This is a genomic window from Pseudomonas entomophila L48 (assembly GCF_000026105.1).
Lineage (GTDB): Bacteria > Pseudomonadota > Gammaproteobacteria > Pseudomonadales > Pseudomonadaceae > Aquipseudomonas > Aquipseudomonas entomophila.
Genome location: NC_008027.1, coordinates 2,479,009 through 2,498,798, shown reverse-complemented (window position 1 = coordinate 2,498,798; position 19,790 = coordinate 2,479,009). Strand labels below are relative to the sequence as shown.

Genomic DNA, 19,790 nt, shown 5'->3' with positions numbered 1-19,790 from the left:
TTGAGGGTTATTCGGCGACGGCGTGGATCAACGCATCCGGCTGCGCCGGCTCGAGGCGAATGGCGACGAACTTCGAGGTGGGCGTGAAGGTCTGGTCGCCGTAGCTTTCCAGGGGCACCAGCGGGTTGGTCTCCGGGTAGTAGGCGGCTGCCTGGCCCGTGGGAATGTCGTAGGCCACCAGGGTGAAACCCGTGACCCGCCGCTCGCGGCCGTCCTCCCACAGCGACACCATGTCCACCTTGTCACCCGGCGCGAAGCCCAGGCGACGGATGTCCGCCTCATTGGCGAAGACCACTTCGCGCAGGCCGAACACGCCACGGTAGCGGTCGTCCAGGCCGTAGAGGGTGGTGTTGTACTGGTCGTGGGAGCGCAAGGTCTGCAGGATCAGGTCGGGCTTGTCGCCACGGGCCAGTACCGCCTCGTTGACCAGTTGCGCCGGCAATGGGCTGGCGCTGAACTGCGCCTTGCCGCTGGCGGTGTTCCACTCACGCTCGGCGGCGGCGTTGCCCAGATAGAAGCCACCCGGGTGGTGCAGACGCGCATTGAAGTCGGTGAAGCCGGGAATGGTATCGGCGATCAGGTCGCGGATGCGCCCATAGTCGGCCACCACCCAGTCCCAGTCGATCGGCCGGTTGCCCAGGGTGGCCTTGGCCATGCCGGCGATGATCGCAGGCTCCGAACGCAGGTGCGGCGAGCGCGGTTTCAGTTGGCCGTGGGAGATGTGCACCATGCTGAAGGTGTCCTCCACGGTGACGCCCTGCGGGCCTTCGGCTTGGATATCGATCTCGGTGCGCCCCAGGCACGGCAGGATCAACGCGTCACGGCCGGTGACCAGGTGCGAACGGTTGAGCTTGGTGGCGATGTGCACGGTCAGTTCGCAGTTGCGCAGGGCCGCATGGGTGCGCGGGGTGTCCGGGGTGGCCTGGGCAAAGTTGCCGCCCAGGGCGACGAACACCTTGGTGCGCCCCTCCTCCATGGCCTGGATCGCCAGCACGGCGTTGTGCCCGTGGCCGCGCGGCACCTCGATGCCGAAACGCCGCTGCAGGTTGTCGAGCAGCCAGGTTGGCGGTTTCTCGTCGATGCCCATGCTACGGTCGCCCTGCACGTTGCTGTGGCCACGCACCGGCGACAGGCCGGCGCCCGGGCGGCCGACGTTGCCGCGCAGCAGCTGCAGGTTGACGATTTCCTGCACAGTCGGCACCGAGTGGCGGTGCTGGGTGACGCCCATGGCCCAGCACATGATCACCCGCTCGGCCTTGCGGTACATGCGCGCGGCCAGCTCGATCTCGGCCTTGCTCAGGCCGGACTGCTCGACGATATGTTCCCAGGAAGTGGCGTCGACCTGTGCCAGGTAATCGCCCATGCCATCGGTATGGGCCTTGATGAAGGCATGGTCGAAAACCGGCGGCATGCCGTTGGCCTGGGCCTCGCGCTCCCACTGCAAGAGGAACTTGGCCATGCCGCGCAGTACCGCCATGTCGCCACCCAAGGCCGGGCGGAAGTAGGCGGTGTTGGTCGGTTCGGAACCGTTGCTGAGCATCTCGAATGGGTGCTGTGGGTGCTGGAAGCGTTCCAGGCCACGCTCCTTCAGTGGGTTGAAGCACACCACCTGGGCACCGCGCTCCACCGCCTCACGCAACGGTTCGAGCATGCGCGGGTGGTTGGTGCCGGGGTTCTGGCCGATGACGAAGATCGCGTCGGCCTGCTCCAGGTCGTGGAACACCACGGTGCCCTTGCCCACGCCCAGGGTGCTGGACATGCCCAGGCCACTGGCCTCGTGGCACATGTTCGAGCAGTCGGGGAAGTTGTTGGTACCGAAGGTGCGCACGAACAACTGATAAAGGAAGGCGGCTTCGTTGCTGGCCCGACCCGATGTATAAAAATCGGCCTGGTCGGGCGACTCAAGGCGGTTCAAGTGCTGGGCGATCAGGGCGAAGGCTTCGTCCCAACTGATCTCGACGTAATGGTCGGTGGCACTGTCATAACGCATCGGATGGGTCAGCCGGCCCTGGTACTCAAGCCAGTAGTCACTCTGCTCGAGCAGTGCGGCGACACTGTACTTGGCAAAGAATGTGGGATCCACCGAGCGCCCGGTGGCTTCCCAGTTGACCGCCTTGGCGCCGTTTTCGCAGAACTTGACCATGCCGCTCTCGGGCGACTCGCCCCAGGCACAGCCGGGGCAGTCGAAACCGCTGTCCTGGTTGGTCTTGAGCATCATGCGGATGTTCTTGACGGCGTTCTCGCTGCCCAGCCAGGCCTTGGTCACGCTCTTGAGCGCACCCCAGCCGGCGGCCGGGCTATTGTAACTTTTGATGTGTTCTTCTTCGTTCATCAGGGTCACCCGTGATCGCGATCATGCGAAATAACCAGCGCGAAGTTTCAAGTTATCCGAATAACCAACTTCAACACTGTCGACCCTGTCAGGCTATTGAATGCACTACACGATCGTCCAATCAAAAGTTATGACGACATGATCGGCCCTCTCTATCACGCCAGCTTGATAGATGACACCAATCAACTGTTCATCAAATATGATTGGACATTGTTATATGTCCTTCACAGCCTGCTGTTTCGGCAAATTTCAAACACGGCAGTTACATGAGTTTTAATAGGGCTTGATCACCGAGGCCTGTTCGCCGGCAAGCCGGCTCCTACGGGGACAGCACGGCCCTGACCCTATGCGCGCCCCCTAGCTGCGTCGTTGCATCCAGGCCGCGCCCAGCCCACTCAGGCAAATGACCGAAATCCCCACCAGGCTCATCCCATCCGGCACCTGCCCGAACACCACCGCCCCGAGCAACCCGGCAAACACGATCTGGCAGTAACTGAACGGTGCCAGCAACGCGGGCGCTGCATGGCGGAACGCCTGGGTCAACAGCAGGTGCGCCGTCATCCCGCAGCCGCCCAGCGCCAACATCAACAACACATGCGGCCACGCCGGCACCTGCCAGAAAAACGGCACCAGCGCCGTCATGATCAAGGTATTGCACAACCCCGCGTAGAAGTTGCTGGTGGTCGGGCTGTCATGGGCCGCCAACTTGCGCGTGAGCAACTGATAGAAGCAGAACCCCAGCGCCGAACCGAACGGGAACAAAATGGCCGGCGTGAACATCGCGCCCCCCGGGTGAACCACCACCAGTACGCCGATGAACCCCATCACCACCGCCACCCACTGTCCCAGCGTGACACGCTCCTTGAGCAAGGGCACCGACAGCGCGGTAACCAGCACCGGCGCGAGGAAGTTGACCGAGGTCGCCTCCGCCAAGGGCAAATACTGCAGGCCAGCGGTGAACAGCAGGCTGGTACTGAGCAGGCTGAGTGCGCGCAGGGTCTGCAGCAGCGGCCGGCGGGTGCGCAGCACGGCGAATCCCGCCTTGGGCAGGAAGATCCCGGCCATCAGCAACGTGTGCACCACATAACGTGCCCACACCACCATGATGATCGGGTACACGCCACCGAGGAACTTCGAGAGCCCATCGTGGCTGGCAAACAGGAAGGTGGCCACCACCACCAGGGCGATGCCGCGCAGCGGCTGGTTGACTCCGGACAGCGGCGTACTGGAACTCATGGGGCTCTCGGGCGATGGCCCGGGCATGGCGCCTGGGCATGCGCGGATTCTAGAAGAGAACCCCGGGGATGGACAAAGCTTTATGTTCCAGTTGGTACATTCCGTTCGCTGATCGACCACTTTCCCCGGGCCAGGGTCACTCCCGTTCGTCCAGCAACTGCCGGATCACCTGTTCCTGGCCTGCATAGTTCCCCTCGCCAAAATGCACATGACGGACCTGGCCACGGCGATCGACGAAGTAATGCGCGGGCCAGAACTGATTACCCCAGGCATTCCAGATGCGATAGTCGTTGTCCACCGCCACCGGGTAGTCGATACCCAATTGCTTGACCTGCGTGCGCAAGTTGCCGACATCGTGCTCGTAGTCGTACTCCGGTGTATGCACCCCGATGACCACCAGCCCCTGGTCGGCGTAGCGCCGGGCCCAGTCATTGACATGCGGCAGGCTGCGCCGGCAGTTGATGCAGTCATAGGTCCAGAAGTCGACCAGCACCACCTTGCCCCTGAGCGCAGCGGCATCCAGCGGTGGTGAATTCAGCCACTGCTGCGCACCGGCCAACGGCGGCATGGCCCCCAGGTCGGGCGCAGGCGACCGGACCGCCAGGGCCAGGCCGCCAAGGGCGCAGGTAACCGCCACGGCGGCCAGCAATACACGCCCTGGGCGGCGCCAGGCGCCGCCGGTTTTCGAAGTCATCGGCCAGGCTCCCGATCAGTGTTCGTGGCAGCCATCGGTGGCATAGGTCAGGTATTGCAGATCATGCTGGCGGCCCTGGGAGTCGAGGTAGTTCATGCGTGAGTTGGCCACCCCGCAACTGACGCTCGGGTCGGTCTGGACCGACAGCACTTTCTTCACGTCCAGGTGCTCCCCGTAGTGGTACGGCATGGCTTCCGGGGCTGGCTGGGTGGCGGCCTGTGCGGCGAACGCGCCCAGGCTGAGCAGGGCGAACAGGCTGGCACTGGCGAAGGTCTTGGCATTCATGGTGTGTCTCCTTGTGCGGCTTCAAGAGGGGAAGGCTTGTGCTTCCCGGTAGCGCCATTTGATGCCCGCCAGGTATCGCGCTTGTGTCGGCCCAGGGGCTGCCGTGCCTCCTCCTGTATCAGCGGATACAACAGATACACTGCAATACAAACCGGGGCAGGCAAGCCGCAATCACCTCGGTAGACTGCGCCCACTCCCAACGTACAAGGACACCGCCCGATGGAACACGTCGATCACATTCTGGTCGTCGACGACGACCGCGAGATCCGCGAACTGGTCGGCAACTACCTGAAGAAGAACGGCCTGCGCACCAGCATCGTCGCCGATGGCCGGCAGATGCGCGCCTTCCTGGAGAACAACACGGTCGACCTGATCGTCCTCGACATCATGATGCCGGGCGACGATGGCCTGTTGTTGTGCCGCGAACTGCGCGCCGGCAAGCACCGCAACACGCCGGTGCTGATGCTCACCGCGCGCAATGACGAGACCGACCGCATCATCGGCCTGGAAATGGGCGCCGACGACTACCTCACCAAGCCCTTCTCCGCCCGCGAACTGCTGGCGCGGATCAACGCCGTGCTGCGCCGCACCCGCATGCTGCCGCCCAACCTCACCATCAGCGAAAGCAGCCAGCTGATCGCCTTCGGCCCCTGGCGCCTGGACACCACCGCGCGCCACCTGCTCGACAGCGAAGGTACCCTGGTCGCCTTGTCGGGCGCCGAGTACCGCCTGCTGCGGGTGTTCCTCGACCACCCGCAGCGGGTGCTCAGCCGCGAACAACTGCTCAACCTCACCCAGGGCCGCGAGGCGGACATCTTCGACCGCTCCATCGACCTGCTGGTCAGCCGCCTGCGCCAGCGCCTGGGTGATGACGCCCGCGAACCCACCTGCATCAAGACCGTGCGCAGCGAGGGCTATGTGTTCTCCCTGGCGGTGCAACTGCTGGGGTCGCCTGTATGAAATGGCCACGTACCCTGGCCTCGCGCCTGGCCCTGATCTTCTTCACCGGCCTGGTGCTGGCCTACGGCCTGTCGTTCAGCCTGCAAGCCTACGAGCGCTACGTCAGCAGCCGCTCGATGATGCTCAGCAACCTGGAAATGGACGTCGCCACCTCGGTGGCCATTCTCGACCGCCTGCCCGCCGCGGAGCGCCCGGCCTGGCTCACGCGGCTGGAGCGGCGTACCTACCGCTACCGCCTCGATGGCGGCTTGCCGGGCCAGGCCATGCCCAGCGCCGACCCACCCATGGCCGCCGAGTCGATCGTCAAGGCCATCGGCGGCCAGTACCGCCTGACGTTCCAGGAAATTCCCGGCCCCAACGCGCACTTCCAGGCCCACCTGCGCCTGGCCGATGGCGCACCGTTGACCATCGATGTCACCCCTGCCCCGGTTCCGGTGGCCACCTGGCTGCCGGTGGTGCTGCTGATCCAGTTGCTGGTGTTGCTGCTGTGTACCTGGCTTGCGGTACGTCTGGCCATCGGGCCGCTGACCCGCTTGGTGCAGGCCGTCGACAACCTCGACCCGAACAGCCCCGGGCCGCTGCTCGACGAGAGCGGCCCGCGTGAAGTGCGCTACGCCGCAGTAGCCTTCAATGCCCTGCAGGCGCGCATCGCCGCCTACCTCAAGGAGCGCATGCAACTGCTGGCCGCCATCTCCCACGACCTGCAGACCCCGATCACCCGCATGAAGCTACGGGTGGAGCAGATGGACGATGGGTTGGAGAAGGAAAAACTGTCGCACGACCTCGACGCCATGGAGCACCTGGTGCGCGAGGGCGTGGCCTATGCCCGCAGCATGGACAGCAGCACCGAGGCGCCCTGCCGGGTCAACCTCGACGCCTTCCTCGACAGCCTGGTCTTCGACTACCAGGACAGCGGCGCCAAGGTGGACCGCCAGGGCAGCGCCCAGGCCACCCTGGAAACCCGCCCCCATGCCCTGCGCCGGGTACTGGTGAACCTGGTGGACAACGCCTTGAAGTTCGCGGGTGCCGCACACCTGGAAGTACGCCACGAACAAGGGGTGACGCAGATCCGCGTGCTCGATGACGGCCCGGGCATCCCGGCTGACGAGCTGGACGAAGTGCTCAAGCCGTTCTACCGCGTCGAAGCCTCGCGCAACCGCAGCACCGGCGGCACCGGGCTGGGGCTGGCGATCGCCCAGCAACTGACCCAGTCCATGGGCGGCAACCTGACCCTGAGCAATCGCCTGGAGGGCGGGCTGTGCGCGCAGATCGAGCTGCGCTGAAGCGCTGCTCAGCCCTTGTCCGCCTTCCCCGCCGCCGCCGCGAACCGCGCCAGCCGCACGTCCAGGCGGCGCGGTCGCACACCGTGGTCTTCGGCCCGCTCCTTGCGCCGGATGGCGTTGCGCACCATCAACGACCCCAGGTAGCGGATCGGTTCCGGCGGGAACTGCCCCAGCGGCCCCTTGACCAGCGGTGAGCGGGTCCAGTCATTGTCCAGGCCCAGTGCCAATGACGCGAGGATCTGCCCGCCCATGTGGCACGGCCCGACACCGCTGCCGGAGTAACCGAAGCCATAGAACACGTTGCCCTGCCCATCGAGCCGGCCGAAGAACGGCAGGCCGGTCACCGAGCGATCCGAAGGGCCGTTCCAGCTAGCCGCCAGGGGCACGTCGGCCAACGCCGGGAAGAAGTCTGTCAGGCGCTCGCGCAGCAATGGCTGGTACGGCGAGGGCTGGTCGAACACCGGCAGCATGCGCCCGCCATAGGCGAAGGTGTTGCCGCCCTTGCCCAACATCAGCCGGCCATCGGAGGTGTTGTGGTAGTAGTGCACGAAGATCCGCGAATCGAGCACGCTGACCCCGCTGTCCAGGCCGATCTGGCGCAGCAGCTCCGGGCACGGCTCGGTGATCACCATGTCGCTGGAGACGATCGCCACGCTGCGCTCGAACTGCGGGAAGGCCCGCGCCATCCAGGCATTGAGGCCCAGCACCACGCGGTCGGCGCGAATGGTTCCGCCCCGGGTGCGCACCTGCACCGGCGCGCCATGCTCCAGCCCGGTCATCGCCGTGCCTTCATGAATGCGCACGCCGCGCTGCAAGGCGACTCGACGCAGGCCACGCACCAGCCGCCCGGGTTGCACCGTGGCCGCGGCCGGTGAATACCAGCCCTCGAGATGGCGGCTGGAACCGGCCACCCGCTGCACCTGCTCCAGCGGCAAGCGCCGGAACGAGTTGATCCTCTTCTGCTCCAGCGCGGCGATCACCGCATCGGTTCCGCCGACCTGGGCCTGGTTGGTGGCCGTGTACAAGGTGCCGTCCATGCGGTAGTCGCAGTGGATGCCATTGGCCTGGCAGAACGCGCCGATGGCTTCGATGCTGCGCTCCGACTCCCGCACCAGGCGGATCGCCTCCGCCACCCCGAACAGGCGCTCGAGGGTGAAGTACTTGGCCGACCAGGACAACGCACAGCCACCATTGCGACCACTGGCCCCGGCGCCGCAGATGTCCGCCTCGACCAGCAGCACGTCGAGCTGCGGCACCTGCTCCTTGAGCATCAGGGCCGTCCACAGCCCGGTGTAGCCACCGCCGACGATGCATACATCGCAGCGGGCGTCGCCTTGCAATGGCGGGCACAGCGCTTCGTCTTCCTGGTCCAGGGCCTGTTGCAGCCAGAAGGGTCTCATCTACTCGCTTTCCTCTAGGTACGCAGTGGCTTGATCGCCATGCCGGTGTTGGGCGCCACGTCGTTGGCCTGCGGGGCGGTCGCCGGGCGGCTGTTCCAGTGCGGCAGCAGCACCAGGGCGGAGAACAGCGCGGTGCCGGCGAAGATCATGAACACCGTGACGCTGTCGAAGTAGCCCGGCAGCAAGCCGCCGAGCACCGCGCCCACCGAGCCGCAGCCGTTGACGAAACCGGCCGCCGTGGCACCGGCCTTGGCAGTGCCGAAGTCGATGGCCGCGGCGCCGCTGATCATCGAGTCCGGGCCATACAAGGTCAGGCCCATGACGAACAGCAAGGCCACCACCAGCGCCACGCTGCCGCTGTGCATCGCCGCCATGAAGCCCGCCAGGGTCACGGTCAGCAGCACCAGGCTGATCACGCAGGCCGGCATGCGCCGGGCGCCGAACAGCTTGTCCGAGGCCAGGCCGATGATGATCGGCCCGAGCAACCCGGCCAGCTCGAAGGCGGTGGGGATGATCGCCGCGCCCACCTTGCCCACCGTGGGCATCTGTTCGAAGACGATTACTGGCCCCCAGAGCAGGATGGCGTAGCGTGCGGGCTTGAGCATGAAGTAGGCCAGCCCCAGGGTGAGCACCGTGCGGTTGCGCAGGATCTCGCGCAGTGGCGCCCAGACGCTGCACAGGTTCGCGCCCGGGGCCATGCTCTGGGGCTCCGGCTCCACTGCCGGCAAGCCGACATCCTCAGGCTTGTTGCGTTGGAAGATGAAGAACAGCACCGCCACGCCGGCCACCACCGCAGCGCTGGAGAAGAACGCCGCATGCCAGGTGCCGACCAGGGTGTAGGCCCACCAGCCGGCGAACGGCGAAGCGACCAGCCCACCGAAGGCGTAGCACGAACTCCACAACCCGAGCACCCGCCCACGCTGCGAAGCGGGGAAGAAACTGCCGATGTTCTTGCATAGCCCCGCCCAACCGGTGGACTGCGCCAGGCCTTGCACAAGCATGCAGGTGGCGAAAATCGGGAAGGTCGCGTAGCTGCCCATCACCACCGCGGCGATGGCCGAGATCAACAAGCCACCCAGCACCACCACCCGCGGCCCGAAACGGTCGGCGAGCATGCCCCAGGTGAACTGGCCCACGGCATAGGCGGCCAGGTAGATCGCATCGAGGTTGGCCATGGCAGCCTTGTCGAGCATGAACGTCGGGTCTTCAGCGATGCCAAGCTTGGCGACCGAGAAGGCCTTGCGGGTGAAGTAGAAGGCGGCGTAGGCCAGCCAGGTGATCGCGAAGATCTGCATGCGCCACCGCTTGATGGCGCCCAGGGATTGGTTCATGTGGATCTGACCTCTTGCTTGAGTGTGCCGGCAGAATGTGAAGAAACGCCTGTCTTGTTGTTGTGTTGCGCACTGCGTGACGGAGGGACGTCACCTGGTCAGATGGCTCGGTGGTCTGGCGTGACCAGGGCGAGGCCATGGCCCTTGAGTGCCGCTTGTGGCGGCGGGTCCGGGGTTGAAAGATATGGAAACAGGTGCAGATTGATAAATAAAATCGATTTATCGTATTTCACTCATAAGCCCAGCTTGTAACAGGAGTGCTCGATGTCGGTCTCCCATGCTCAACTCAAGGCCTTTCACGCCGTCGCCGAACAGGGCAGCTTCACCCGCGCGGCCGAGCGGCTGTTCCTCACCCAGCCGGCGGTGTCCGACCAGGTGCGCAAGCTGGAGGAGCGCTTCGGGGTGCTGCTGTTCCATCGCAACAAGCGCTCGGTGCAACTGACCGACCTGGGCGAGCGCCTGCTGGGGGTGACCCAGCGCCTGTTCGCCTGCGAGGCGGAGGCCGTCGAACTGCTGCAGGACTCCCGTGCGCTGCACACCGGCAGCCTGGTGCTGGCGGTGGATGCCCCTGTGCACGTGCTGCCGCAGATCGCGCGGTTCTGCCAGCGCTACCCGGGCATCCAGGTGAAGATCGAGACCGGCAACACCGACGAGTCGCTGGCCCGGCTGTTCAGCTACCAGGCCGACCTTGCCCTGCTCGGGCGTGATGTCGATGACGAGCGCCTGTATTGCGTGCCGATGCGTCGGGACCCGATGGTGGCGTTCGTTTCGCATCAGCATCCGTGGGCCAGCCGTGGCGAGATCAGCCTGGCGGACCTGGACGACACGCCGCTGGTGCTGCGCGAGCCGGGGTCGGTGACGCGCCAGACGCTGGAAGAGGAAATGCAGCGGGCCGGGTTGCGCATTCGCCCGGCGATCCAGGTGGAAGGCCGGGAGGCGGCACGCGAGGCTGTGGTGGTGGGGATTGGCGTGGGGGTGGTGTCGGCGGCGGAGTTCGGGGCCGATGCCCGGGTCTGTGCCTTGCCGATTGTCGATTGCCAGCGGCATCTGACCGAGACGCTGGTGTGCCTGAGCGAGCAGCGGACGCGGCGGGTGGTGGCTACGTTTCTGGAGATGGTGCGGGAGGGGCTTTGATTTTGGCTTTGGCTTCGGCTTCGGCTTCGGCTTCGGCTTCGGCTTCGGCTTCGGCTTTCAGAGTGTGGGTTTGGAGGTTTGTGAGCATATCCATTGGCGATGGAGACGCTGATTCACCTTTCCGCCCTTACGGCGGCCTACTTTGGTCTTGGCCAAAGTAGGCAAAGCCGCCTGCTCCATCATACGGCCCCTGCGCTTCGCTCCGGGGTCCCCTCGCTCCGTTCTTGCTCCCGTGGGTACCGCGCTGAACGCCCCATCCTGGGGCGCAGCGCTCGACGGCCATCCATGGCCGTCGCCCCACTACGCAAGAACTCCGCTCGGCCTCCTGAAGTCGCATTTGGCGGCGCCTGGACTATCGCGCACCAAGATCAAAAGCCGGGCGAGGCGCTGCGCGCTCGCAGAAGCAAAGAGCAAAGAGCAAAGAGCAAAGAGCAAAGAGCAAAGAGCAAAGAGCAAAGAGCAAAGAGCAAAGAGCAAAGAGCAAAGAGCAAAGAGCAAAGAGCAAAGAGCAAAGAGCTTGATAGCTACGTAATGCTGCAATGAATGGGGTGTTTGTGCCATTGGTTCGCCGGCAAAGCCGGCTCCTACAGTGGTGCGGCGTGCACTCTCCTGTAGGAGCCGGCTTTGCCGGCGAATGCGTACTCAAGGCCACGAATAACCGACTAGCGACAGCTGCGCCTGCCTAGGCGCCACCCGTAACTTCGCGACTTCAGGAGGCTGAGCGCAGGCGTCTGGAGGGCCAGGTGCGCAGCACCCTTCGGCGTAGCCGAAGGCGCGAGATGTAGACTTGCGCAGCAAGTCGTAGGCCGCGCGGGCCCGGAAGGCGCCGGAGCGAAGGGACCCCGAAGCGTAGCGTAGGGGCCGTATGATGGAGCGAGCGGCTTTGCCTACTTTGGCCAAGACCAAAGTAGGCCGCCGTAAGGGCGGAAAGGTGACTCTGCGTCTACCTAGCAAATGGATATGCCCACAAACACAAAAACCAACTAACGACTCAGAATCTCAAACACAATCCACCCCAAACATACCCGATTGCCTCAAGGCCCCTCCTATGCTCTACCGCCTAGCCGCCGACACCCTGGTCCTGTTCCACCTGTCCTTCATCCTGCTGGTCCTGTTCGGCGGCCTGCTGGCGCTCAAGCACCGCCGTGCCCTGTTCATCCACCTGCCCGCCCTCGCCTGGGGCCTGGCGGTGGAGGGCCTGCATCTTGAGTGCCCGCTCACCGCCTGGGAGAACCGCCTGCGCGCCGCTGCCGGCGACAGCGGTTACCCCGGGGGATTCGTCGAACACTACATCTGGCCAGTGATCTACCCAACCGGGCTCACGCCACAGATCCAGCTATGGCTCGGCACCTTCGTCCTGCTACTCAACATCGGCATCTACGGTTATGTGCTCTGGCGCCTAGCGCGTCGCCACCACGAATAACCGCGGAAACGGCAACAACACCTTGCCATCGGTGGCCGGCGGATAGTCATGCTGCATGGCTTGCAGGTACAACTGCAGGAAGTCCGCCTGCTCCTGCTCATCCAGCCTGGCCAGGTACGGCCGCAACGCCGAACCCTTGAACCACTCGACGACCGCCTCCGCCCCCCCCATCAATGGGTGGTGGTAAGTGGTGCGCCACACATCCACCCGCGCGCACAACGGGCTGAGCAGATCGTAATAGAACGCCGCGCCATGCCGGGGCGGCAGGCTGAAGTCGGCGAACTTGTCGGCCCACGGCCCACGGCTGGCAATCTCGCGCAGCTGGCGGTGAGCAGGTTCGTCAAGGTTGTCGGGCGTCTGTACGGCCAGGCTGGCTCCTTCGCTCAACTGCCGCACCAAGTGCGGGTAGAGGCTGCCATGCTCCGGCAGCCACTGCAGCGAAGCATTGGCGAGGATCAGGTCCTGTGGCTCCTGGGCAACCCAACTGCCGATATCGGCAATTTCACAGCGCACCCTCGGCACGCTCAGGCGCGGGCGTTGCCGGGCCTTGTCGATCATGTCCGGGTCGCTGTCCAGCGCGGTTACCTGGGCATCGGGGTGACGCTGCAACAGCACTTCGGTGGAGTTGCCCGGGCCGCAGCCCAGGTCGGTGGCATGGCGAACCGGACGCGGCGGTACCGCGGCGAGCAGGTCGCGCACGGCGCGAGTACGTTCATCTTCGAAGCGTGAATACTGGGTGGCGGACCAGGCCATGGGCGGGCTCCTTCGATGGCAGATGCGTGCAGCATAAGCCAAGTCGCCACCACAACGAACGAAAACGGCCGGCTCCCCTGAGAGGTAGCCGGCCGTTTCATGCAACGCCTGGCGCTTAGTGACGCTTGGCGCTACGGATCTGGTGCACCACGCCCATGGCCACCACGATGGCAGCGGCGATGCCGGTGGAGATCACCAGGATCTGGTAGTCAGGCATGAAGGCCATGGTCACCAGGGCAGCCACGATGAACACGATCACCAGGTAGGTCAGCCAGGGGAACAACCACATCTTCAGGCGCACTTCCTTGCCCTCGGCGATCAGCTTGCGGCGCATGCGCAGTTGCGAGAAGGCGATCACCAGGTACACCAGCAGGGCGATCATGCCGGTGGTGTTCATCAGGGTCTCCAGCACGTCCTTCGGGCGCAGGGTGTCGCTGAAGTTGATCAGCGCGCAGAACACCGCCACCAGGCACGAGCCGATGATCGCGTTCACCGGCACACCGGTGCCGGTGCGGGTGAACTTGAACAGGCGCGGCGCGTCGCCACGCTGGGCCAGGGAGAACAGCATGCGCGAAGCGGTGTAGTGGCCGGAAATCAGGCAACTGCTCACCGAGGTCAGCACCACGAAGTTCATCAGCAGCTCGGCATAGGGCACGCCCAGCAGCTCCAGGGTGCGGCGGTAGGCGCCGTAACCGGAGACACCCAGTTGCGGGTCGTTCCACGGCACCAGGCAGACGATCAGGAAGATCGAGCCCACGTAGAACAGGCACACACGCCACACCACCGAGTTGGTGGCCTTGACGATCTGGGTGGCCGGGTCCTTGGCTTCGGAGGCGGCGATGGTGACGATCTCAGCCCCCAGGAAGGCGAACATCACCCCCAGCAGCGCACCGATCACCGTGGTGATGCCGTTGGGCATGAAGCCTTCAGCGGTCAGGTGGCTGATGCCGCGCACTTCACCGAACTGCCAGACGTTCATCACCGCCGCGGTACACACCACCAGGAAGCAGACGATCGCCACCACCTTGATCAGCGCGAACCAGAATTCGAACTCGCCGTAGTGCTTGACGTTGAAGAAGTTGACGGTGATCAGCAGCAGCGTGGTGGCCAGCACGAACACGTTGACGCTGACGTCGGGGAAGAAACCATGCAGGATCTTGCCGGCGACATAGGCCTCCCAGGCCATCAGGATCACCCAGTACCACCAGTACAGCCAGCCGATGGTGAAACCGGCCCAGCGCCCGATGGCGCGGTCGGCGTAGGTGGAGAACGAGCCGGTGTCCGGCGAGGACGTCGCCATCTCGCCCAGCATGCGCATGATCAGCACCACCAGGATGCCGCCGGCCAGGTACGCCAGGACGGCGGCCGGGCCGGCACTGTGGATCACGCTGCCGGAACCGACGAACAAGGCGCCGCCGATCACCCCGGCGATCGACATCATCGTCAGGTGGCGCGACTTCAACGAGGCACTGAGCTTGCTCTCGTGCCCGTCCTTCGCGGTGGTGGATGTGGATGTAGCTTCCATCAGTTAAATACCCCGTGCTTCTTTTTATCCAAGGAAAAACTGTGAAACCCCGATGGTCATCGGTCTCACCTGTACATCAGTGCGGGCAGGGAGGTGTGCGGTGCACACGCAGGCCATCCGTGGCGGCCTGCTTACGCGGCCAGAGGCAACCCTCTGGACGAACTGAACCATGCGGGGGACGGACGCTGGGTGTCCGGCCACGCGGAAAGAAGGTGCGGGGCGGTCCCCGACGGCAAAGCAGCGATGTTGTGATTATTCATGGCGCTGATACGTGCTGTGTTGGCTATATCTGACACGTAATGTAAAAATGTCGAACACATTGAGCCATGCACAGCGGCATGAAAAACGCACTGCACTGTACAGGCCGCCGATGCAATACACCCGCGATACCCCCGCAGGCGCCTGGCGTCCCGCACACCTGAAGGCCCCCGAATGCTCCAGCTACATCCGGACTCCTCCACACCGCTGGTCAACCAGATCATCGACGGGCTGCGCACGCTGATCGACGACCAGACCCTCAAGCCTGGCGCGAAGGTGCCATCGATCCGGGCGTTCGCCTCCACCTATTCGGTGAGCACCTTCACCGTGGTCGAGGCTTATGACCGCCTGGTGGCCCAGGGGCTGCTGGTGAGCAAGGGCAATGCAGGCTTCTTCGTCAATCGTGCGGCGAACGAGCTGCTGGACAAGCACAACGTCGAGACCGACACCACGCGCCCCACCTTCAATTCCGAGTGGTACCTGCAGCAGATCTTCGAGACCCGCCAGTTGCCATTCAAACCGGGTTGCGGCTGGCTGCCCAACGACTGGATGTACGAGGAAGGCCTGCGTCGCGGCTTGCGCCAAGTGGCCGGTAGCCCACTGGAGCTGTCCGGCTACGGCGACCCCATGGGGCTGCCGGAGTTGCGCGCGCTGACCGCGCAGAACCTGCAGCAGGAACTGTCGATCGTCGCCAACCCGGCGCAACTGATGCTCACCCATGGTGCCAGCCAGGCCCTGGACCTGGCCGTGCGCACCCTGGTGCGCCCGGGCGACGTGGTGCTGGTGGACGACCCCGGCTACCCCAACCTGATGAGCATCCTGCGCACCCAGGGCGCCACCCTGATCGGCGTGCCACGCACACCGGCCGGCTACGATCTGGACCACCTCGAGCGCCTGCTGGCGCACCACCGCCCCACCGCGTTCTTCACCCAGCCGCACCTGCACAGTCCGACCTGCTCGCGCACCCCGCTGGCGCAGTTGCACCGCTTGCTGCAACTGGCCAGCCAGCACGGTTTCCGTCTGGTGGAGAACAACCTCTACGCCGACATGATCGCCGACCCGCTGCCGTGCCTGGCGAGCCTGGACCACCTGCAACAGGTGGTCTACGTCGGCAGCTATTCGAAGAGCATCTCGCCCAATGTGCGGGTTGGCTACCTGCTGGCCAACCCAGAGCTGACCCAGCAACTGCTGCACCTGAAGATGCGCTCGGGCCTGACCACCTCGCAGGTGATGGAGCGGGTGGTGTACGCCGCGATCATCGACGGCCGCTGGCGCAAGCACCTCAAGCGCCTGCGCCAGCGCCTGGCCGAGGCGCACCAGGAAGTGGGCCGGCACCTGCATCGGCTGGGGTTCGAGTTGTTCATCGAGTCGGACGAGGGCATGTACATCTGGACCCGCCATCCGGCGATTCCGGACAGTGCGGCGCTGCTCGATGACGCCATGGAAAAAGGCATCATGCTCGGCCCCGGGCAGTTGTTCATGGTCGATGCCAAGGCGACCGGGTGGATGCGCTTCAACGTGGCGTTCAGTGCCGACCCTGCGATGTGGGAGTTGCTGGAGAAGGTGCTGGTCAAACACGTGCGCCGCGGCGCGCTGTGACAATAGCCGTATTGACCTAGCCCACCCGTGCTATTGAGACAAAAGCAGGTGCCCACCTAGATTGTCACTGCGTTGTGCAGGAGCACCGCGCGCTGACAATCAAGGAGAAACCCCATGTTCACGTTCAAGACTGCGGAAACGGAAAAGACCACTGCCAGCAGCGCCCCTCAGGTGCTGAGCGAGGCCGATCTGGAACTCGTCTCGGGTGGCGATGCCTTTACTGACATTGGCATGAATTGGGCGAACGACCCCTTCGTGCGCCTGAAGTACAGTGGCATCAGTTGGCCGAAGGGCGGTGCCCAGTGGTGGGCCAAGTAGCGCTGGTCGCTGTGGGGCGCATGGCGCCCCTTTGCTCTGACAATCAAGGAAAACCCCATACTCAAGTACACCTAGCACGCTTGTGCGATGGCTAACAGCCTGTAGCACTTAGGTGCAATAAACAGAGCGTTCCGCGCCCGGTGAATATTTGGGAAGCGTCTGGCATACAACCTGTTCTCGTTTTCGTAGGCTGCACCCCTTGTCTACAGGGAGAGCAGACCATGGCGTTCAACGGCTACATGAGTATCAAAGGCAATCGGCAGGGCTTGATTTCGGCGGGGTGCAATACCCAGCCATCCATTGGCAACAAATGCCAGCTTATGCACCAGGACGAAATAACGGTGCTGTCCTTCAATCACGCTATTGCCACCCCTGATACCAACCAACGTGCTGTGCATCAGCCCGTAGTGATCAACAAGCACATCGACAAGGCCACACCCTTGCTGGCCCAGGCCGTGGACAGCCGGGAAGTGATCGACTGCGATATCCAGCTGTACCGCATTCATCCGGCGGGCCATCGGGAAAAGTACTTCTCCGTAAGGCTGGAGGGTGCGGTGGTCGTCAGCCAGGAGCTGGACGTACCCCACGCGACGCTCTTGACCGACCAGGATGCCGAGGAGCGGCTGCTTATCAGCTATCGAGCCATCAGCTGGATTCATCACGCTGCCGGTACTACCGGGTACGCCATCTGGGGGGAGCAGCTATGAGCCAGCGCGAAGAATAGGGTGGGCGGCTAGATGAGGCGTATTGGGAGGTGAATGCGGCGGCGTCTCGGTTGATCAGTTATGGCTGTGGGGTCAGTGCCAAATACCTGAGCGATCGGCGGTCGCGGATGCAGTTCAATCGGGAACTGGCTTATTACGCGCGGCGGGTGATGGATGATGTGTATGAGCGACGGATCAGCCCGGAGCAAGGACTTGAGCGGATTCTGGCCGAGAAGAAAAGTCTTTATTCGCAAGCGTCGCGGATATTTACCCAGTTGGGCGGCATGGCTGGCGGTGCCTCGCAACTGGCTACTGGCTTAGGGAACTGCATAGGGAGTTTTGGTTCCACATGCGCGATTCACGGGGCGCCGTTGATCATGCATGGAGGTAATAACCTCTACGAAAATGCCCGGGGTCTCTACGAAGGTCGAACCGATGTGGTCGGACCTGTGAGGGAGCTCTATCAGGATGCAGCTAAGAGCCTGGGGTATAGCGAGCGGGATGGGAATCTCGCGTACTACACGGCGGATCTTTTCCTGTCGGGGCGGGCGATGTGGCGAAAGGTTCCAAGGCGAGATGCATGGCGGCTATATCGATATATGGATGCTGACAAAGAACGAAAAATAAAACAGCTAGGTAAGGGAGGGCTTGCAGTCGAGCTTTCCACATCTGGTCTGACAATCAAACAATGGGTGGATGAGTACAGGAAATGAAGCTGCTTCTTCTGGGGCTTTTTTCGATGTGTGATGTCGCAATTAGCTTGCTTCTGAATAGATTCGCTTTTAAGGATATGGATGGATTTTTGCAGTTTTTAGGGTCGTTATTGTTCCACGGTTTTATGGGTGGCGTTTATATTGAAATATTGGGTGGGGAGGGGCTTATCCAATTTCCCTACAATTCGATAACTGATTTTGGTTTCTGGCTCGTGGTTTTCCTTACTGTGACAATGTTTCTTTTCCATATTTGGGCTATGACCTCGCGAAGCGTTGACTGATCCCAAGTTTTGGCCATGTGTAGAGGGCCGGTCAGGAAAGGCTATCAGGAGGTCTCGAAGCGATTTATACCGAGCGGGAGGGGCACTGGCCTACTTGGCAACCGATAAGGGTGCGACCACATGCCAGTTCAAAGCAGAGTTCAAGAAGTGAGTATATTTGAGATTGCCGATGTGGATATTCACCTGTTGTGGAGCGGAACCAGCGCATGAGCCGGGTGGAAGGGGCGTTTATCGAGGCCTTGCGCCAGAAGTTGGAATAGAGGTCGCCGGGGGTGGCCCTTTCGCCGGCAAGGCCGGCTCCTACCTCTATCCAGGCGCTCAGAAAAAGATATAAGATAACATTTCATTTGACATTAATTCCCATCCTTCAGCGACCCCTCCTCGATGACTAGCGCCCCGCCCTCCCTCCTCTCCCAGCGCCTGCAGAGCATCGATGCCCTGCGCGGCCTGGTGATCCTGTTCATGCTGCTGGACCACGTGCGGGAAACCTTCTACCTGCACCGCCAGGTCAGCGACCCGATGACCATCGACGCCACCGACCCCGGTTTGTTCGCCAGCCGTACACTGGCGCACCTGTGTGCGCCGGTGTTCGTGCTGCTCACTGGCTTGTCCGCCTGGCTCTACGGCGAAAAGCACCATGGGCATGGCGATGTCGCCGCCTTCCTGTTCAAGCGCGGGCTGTTCCTGGTAGTGCTGGAGTTCACCCTGGTCAACTTCGCCTGGACCTTCCAGTTGCCGCCGAGCGTGATCTACCTGCAGGTGATCTGGGCCATCGGCCTCAGCATGATCGCCCTGTCGCTGCTGGTGTGGCTGCCACGGCCAGCGCTGGTGCTGGTGGGCGTGGCGATCATCGGCGGGCACAACCTGCTCGATGGCCTGCACTTCGACGCCACCTCAGCGCTGCATGTGCCGTGGGCGATCCTGCATGACCGTGGCTGGCTGGAGGTTGGCGAGCATTTGCGCCTGCGCACTTCCTATCCGGTGCTGCCCTGGATTGGGGTAATCGCCCTGGGCTACGGCCTGGGTCCCTGGTTCGCCCGTGGCGGCAATGCCACCCAGCGTCAACGGCACTTGCTTGTGGCCGGTGTCGGCGCCCTGCTCGGCTTTGTCGCGCTGCGTGTACTCAATGGCTATGGCGAAGCGCCGTGGAGCGTGTACCCGAACACCACCCAGACCCTGATGAGTTTCTTCAACATCACCAAGTACCCGCCGTCGCTGTTGTTCCTGGCCCTGACCCTGGGCTTCGGCCTGCTGTTGCTGCGCGGCTTCGAACGCGCTGGCAGCGCACGCTGGATCGGCATGCTGGCCGTGTTCGGCGCAGCACCGATGTTCTTCTACCTGCTGCACCTGTATGCGTTGAAACTGCTGTACCTCGCAGGCGTCGCCCTGTTCGGCCTGAACCAGGGGGCTTACTTCGGCTTCGACGGCATCGGCGCGGTGTGGCTGGTCGCGGTGCTGCTGGCGCTGGCGCTCTACCTGCCGGTGCGCGGGTTCGCGCGCCTCAAGGCACGCCGCCGCGATATCGCCTGGCTCAAGTACTTCTGACCCCTGGGGGCTTGAC

Annotated in this window: 19 protein-coding genes; 11 read left to right on the top strand and 8 right to left on the bottom strand. The window is 63.6% G+C overall.

Going from position 1 to position 19,790, the window contains the following annotated elements; translation table 11 throughout:
• Nucleotides 1–7: 7 nt before the first annotated feature.
• The 4 genes from PSEEN_RS11195 to PSEEN_RS11180 form a co-directional block, all read right to left on the bottom strand.
• Nucleotides 8–2,332: an FdhF/YdeP family oxidoreductase gene (locus tag PSEEN_RS11195; RefSeq protein WP_011533616.1), complete on the bottom strand. Its 2,325-nt coding sequence runs from the start codon at nucleotides 2,330–2,332 to the stop codon at nucleotides 8–10.
• 357 nt (nucleotides 2,333–2,689) lie between these two features.
• Complete coding sequence (locus PSEEN_RS11190; protein ID WP_011533614.1) at nucleotides 2,690–3,568, bottom strand: DMT family transporter; 879 nt, start codon at nucleotides 3,566–3,568, stop codon at nucleotides 2,690–2,692.
• Between the two features lie 136 nt (nucleotides 3,569–3,704).
• Nucleotides 3,705–4,262 (bottom strand): thioredoxin family protein, encoded by a 558-nt coding sequence (locus PSEEN_RS11185; RefSeq protein ID WP_011533613.1) that lies wholly within the window; start codon nucleotides 4,260–4,262, stop codon nucleotides 3,705–3,707.
• A gap of 15 nt (nucleotides 4,263–4,277) precedes the next feature.
• Entirely contained in the window at nucleotides 4,278–4,547 is a 270-nt protein-coding gene (locus PSEEN_RS11180; protein ID WP_011533612.1) for a DUF2790 domain-containing protein, read from the bottom strand.
• 219 nt (nucleotides 4,548–4,766) lie between these two features.
• Between PSEEN_RS11180 and PSEEN_RS11175 the strand changes: the two genes are divergently transcribed.
• Nucleotides 4,767–5,507, top strand: a complete 741-nt coding sequence (locus PSEEN_RS11175; protein ID WP_011533611.1) for a response regulator — start codon at nucleotides 4,767–4,769, stop codon at nucleotides 5,505–5,507.
• A complete protein-coding gene (locus tag PSEEN_RS11170; protein ID WP_011533610.1) occupies nucleotides 5,504–6,790 on the top strand; it encodes a sensor histidine kinase in 1,287 nt (428 codons plus the stop codon). The genes PSEEN_RS11175 and PSEEN_RS11170 overlap by 4 nt, the downstream gene beginning before the upstream one ends.
• 8 nt (nucleotides 6,791–6,798) lie before the next feature.
• Here the strand turns inward: PSEEN_RS11170 and PSEEN_RS11165 are convergent, their stop codons facing one another.
• Nucleotides 6,799–8,190: an FAD-dependent oxidoreductase gene (locus PSEEN_RS11165; RefSeq protein WP_011533609.1), complete on the bottom strand. Its 1,392-nt coding sequence runs from the start codon at nucleotides 8,188–8,190 to the stop codon at nucleotides 6,799–6,801.
• A 14-nt stretch (nucleotides 8,191–8,204) separates the two neighbouring features.
• Nucleotides 8,205–9,521 carry an MFS transporter gene (locus PSEEN_RS11160; RefSeq protein ID WP_011533608.1) on the bottom strand — a complete coding sequence of 439 codons (1,317 nt, stop codon included), beginning with the start codon at nucleotides 9,519–9,521 and terminating at the stop codon, nucleotides 8,205–8,207.
• Nucleotides 9,522–9,785: 264 nt separating this feature from the next.
• Between PSEEN_RS11160 and PSEEN_RS11155 the strand changes: the two genes are divergently transcribed.
• The 3 genes from PSEEN_RS11155 to PSEEN_RS11150 all read left to right on the top strand — a co-directional run bounded on the left by PSEEN_RS11155 (nucleotide 9,786) and on the right by PSEEN_RS11150 (nucleotide 12,078).
• Nucleotides 9,786–10,655: a LysR substrate-binding domain-containing protein gene (locus PSEEN_RS11155; RefSeq protein ID WP_011533607.1), complete on the top strand. Its 870-nt coding sequence runs from the start codon at nucleotides 9,786–9,788 to the stop codon at nucleotides 10,653–10,655.
• 285 nt (nucleotides 10,656–10,940) lie between these two features.
• Nucleotides 10,941–11,198 (top strand): hypothetical protein, encoded by a 258-nt coding sequence (locus PSEEN_RS26620; protein WP_158020241.1) that lies wholly within the window; start codon nucleotides 10,941–10,943, stop codon nucleotides 11,196–11,198.
• A gap of 505 nt (nucleotides 11,199–11,703) precedes the next feature.
• On the top strand, nucleotides 11,704–12,078 hold the full coding sequence (locus tag PSEEN_RS11150; RefSeq protein ID WP_011533605.1) for a DUF2784 domain-containing protein: 375 nt from the start codon (nucleotides 11,704–11,706) through the stop codon (nucleotides 12,076–12,078).
• On the opposite strand, the gene tam is transcribed toward PSEEN_RS11150, so the two are convergent.
• Nucleotides 12,055–12,831 (bottom strand): trans-aconitate 2-methyltransferase, encoded by a 777-nt coding sequence (gene tam, locus PSEEN_RS11145; RefSeq protein ID WP_011533604.1) that lies wholly within the window; start codon nucleotides 12,829–12,831, stop codon nucleotides 12,055–12,057. The two genes, PSEEN_RS11150 and tam, sit on opposite strands and share 24 nt — an antisense overlap.
• Before the next feature lie 115 nt (nucleotides 12,832–12,946).
• Nucleotides 12,947–14,356 carry an amino acid permease gene (locus PSEEN_RS11140; RefSeq protein ID WP_044488010.1) on the bottom strand — a complete coding sequence of 470 codons (1,410 nt, stop codon included), beginning with the start codon at nucleotides 14,354–14,356 and terminating at the stop codon, nucleotides 12,947–12,949.
• Between the two features lie 432 nt (nucleotides 14,357–14,788).
• Between PSEEN_RS11140 and PSEEN_RS11135 the strand changes: the two genes are divergently transcribed.
• From PSEEN_RS11135 to PSEEN_RS11110, 6 genes are all read left to right on the top strand, one after another.
• Nucleotides 14,789–16,213, top strand: a complete 1,425-nt coding sequence (locus tag PSEEN_RS11135; protein WP_011533602.1) for an aminotransferase-like domain-containing protein — start codon at nucleotides 14,789–14,791, stop codon at nucleotides 16,211–16,213.
• A 114-nt stretch (nucleotides 16,214–16,327) separates the two neighbouring features.
• Nucleotides 16,328–16,531, top strand: coding sequence for a hypothetical protein (locus PSEEN_RS11130; protein WP_011533601.1), 204 nt, complete (start codon nucleotides 16,328–16,330; stop codon nucleotides 16,529–16,531).
• A 221-nt stretch (nucleotides 16,532–16,752) separates the two neighbouring features.
• On the top strand, nucleotides 16,753–17,238 hold the full coding sequence (locus PSEEN_RS11125) for an Hcp family type VI secretion system effector (RefSeq protein WP_011533600.1): 486 nt from the start codon (nucleotides 16,753–16,755) through the stop codon (nucleotides 17,236–17,238).
• Between the two features lie 125 nt (nucleotides 17,239–17,363).
• The gene (locus PSEEN_RS11120) at nucleotides 17,364–17,948 is read left to right on the top strand and encodes a DUF4225 domain-containing protein (RefSeq protein ID WP_158020240.1); all 585 of its coding nucleotides are present in this window, start codon (nucleotides 17,364–17,366) and stop codon (nucleotides 17,946–17,948) included.
• Nucleotides 17,945–18,229 carry a hypothetical protein gene (locus tag PSEEN_RS11115; RefSeq protein ID WP_044488008.1) on the top strand — a complete coding sequence of 95 codons (285 nt, stop codon included), beginning with the start codon at nucleotides 17,945–17,947 and terminating at the stop codon, nucleotides 18,227–18,229. Before PSEEN_RS11120 ends, PSEEN_RS11115 begins: the two co-directional genes overlap by 4 nt.
• 384 nt (nucleotides 18,230–18,613) lie before the next feature.
• Nucleotides 18,614–19,774 carry an acetyltransferase domain-containing protein gene (locus PSEEN_RS11110; protein WP_011533597.1) on the top strand — a complete coding sequence of 387 codons (1,161 nt, stop codon included), beginning with the start codon at nucleotides 18,614–18,616 and terminating at the stop codon, nucleotides 19,772–19,774.
• The last annotated feature ends 16 nt before the right edge of the window (nucleotides 19,775–19,790 follow it).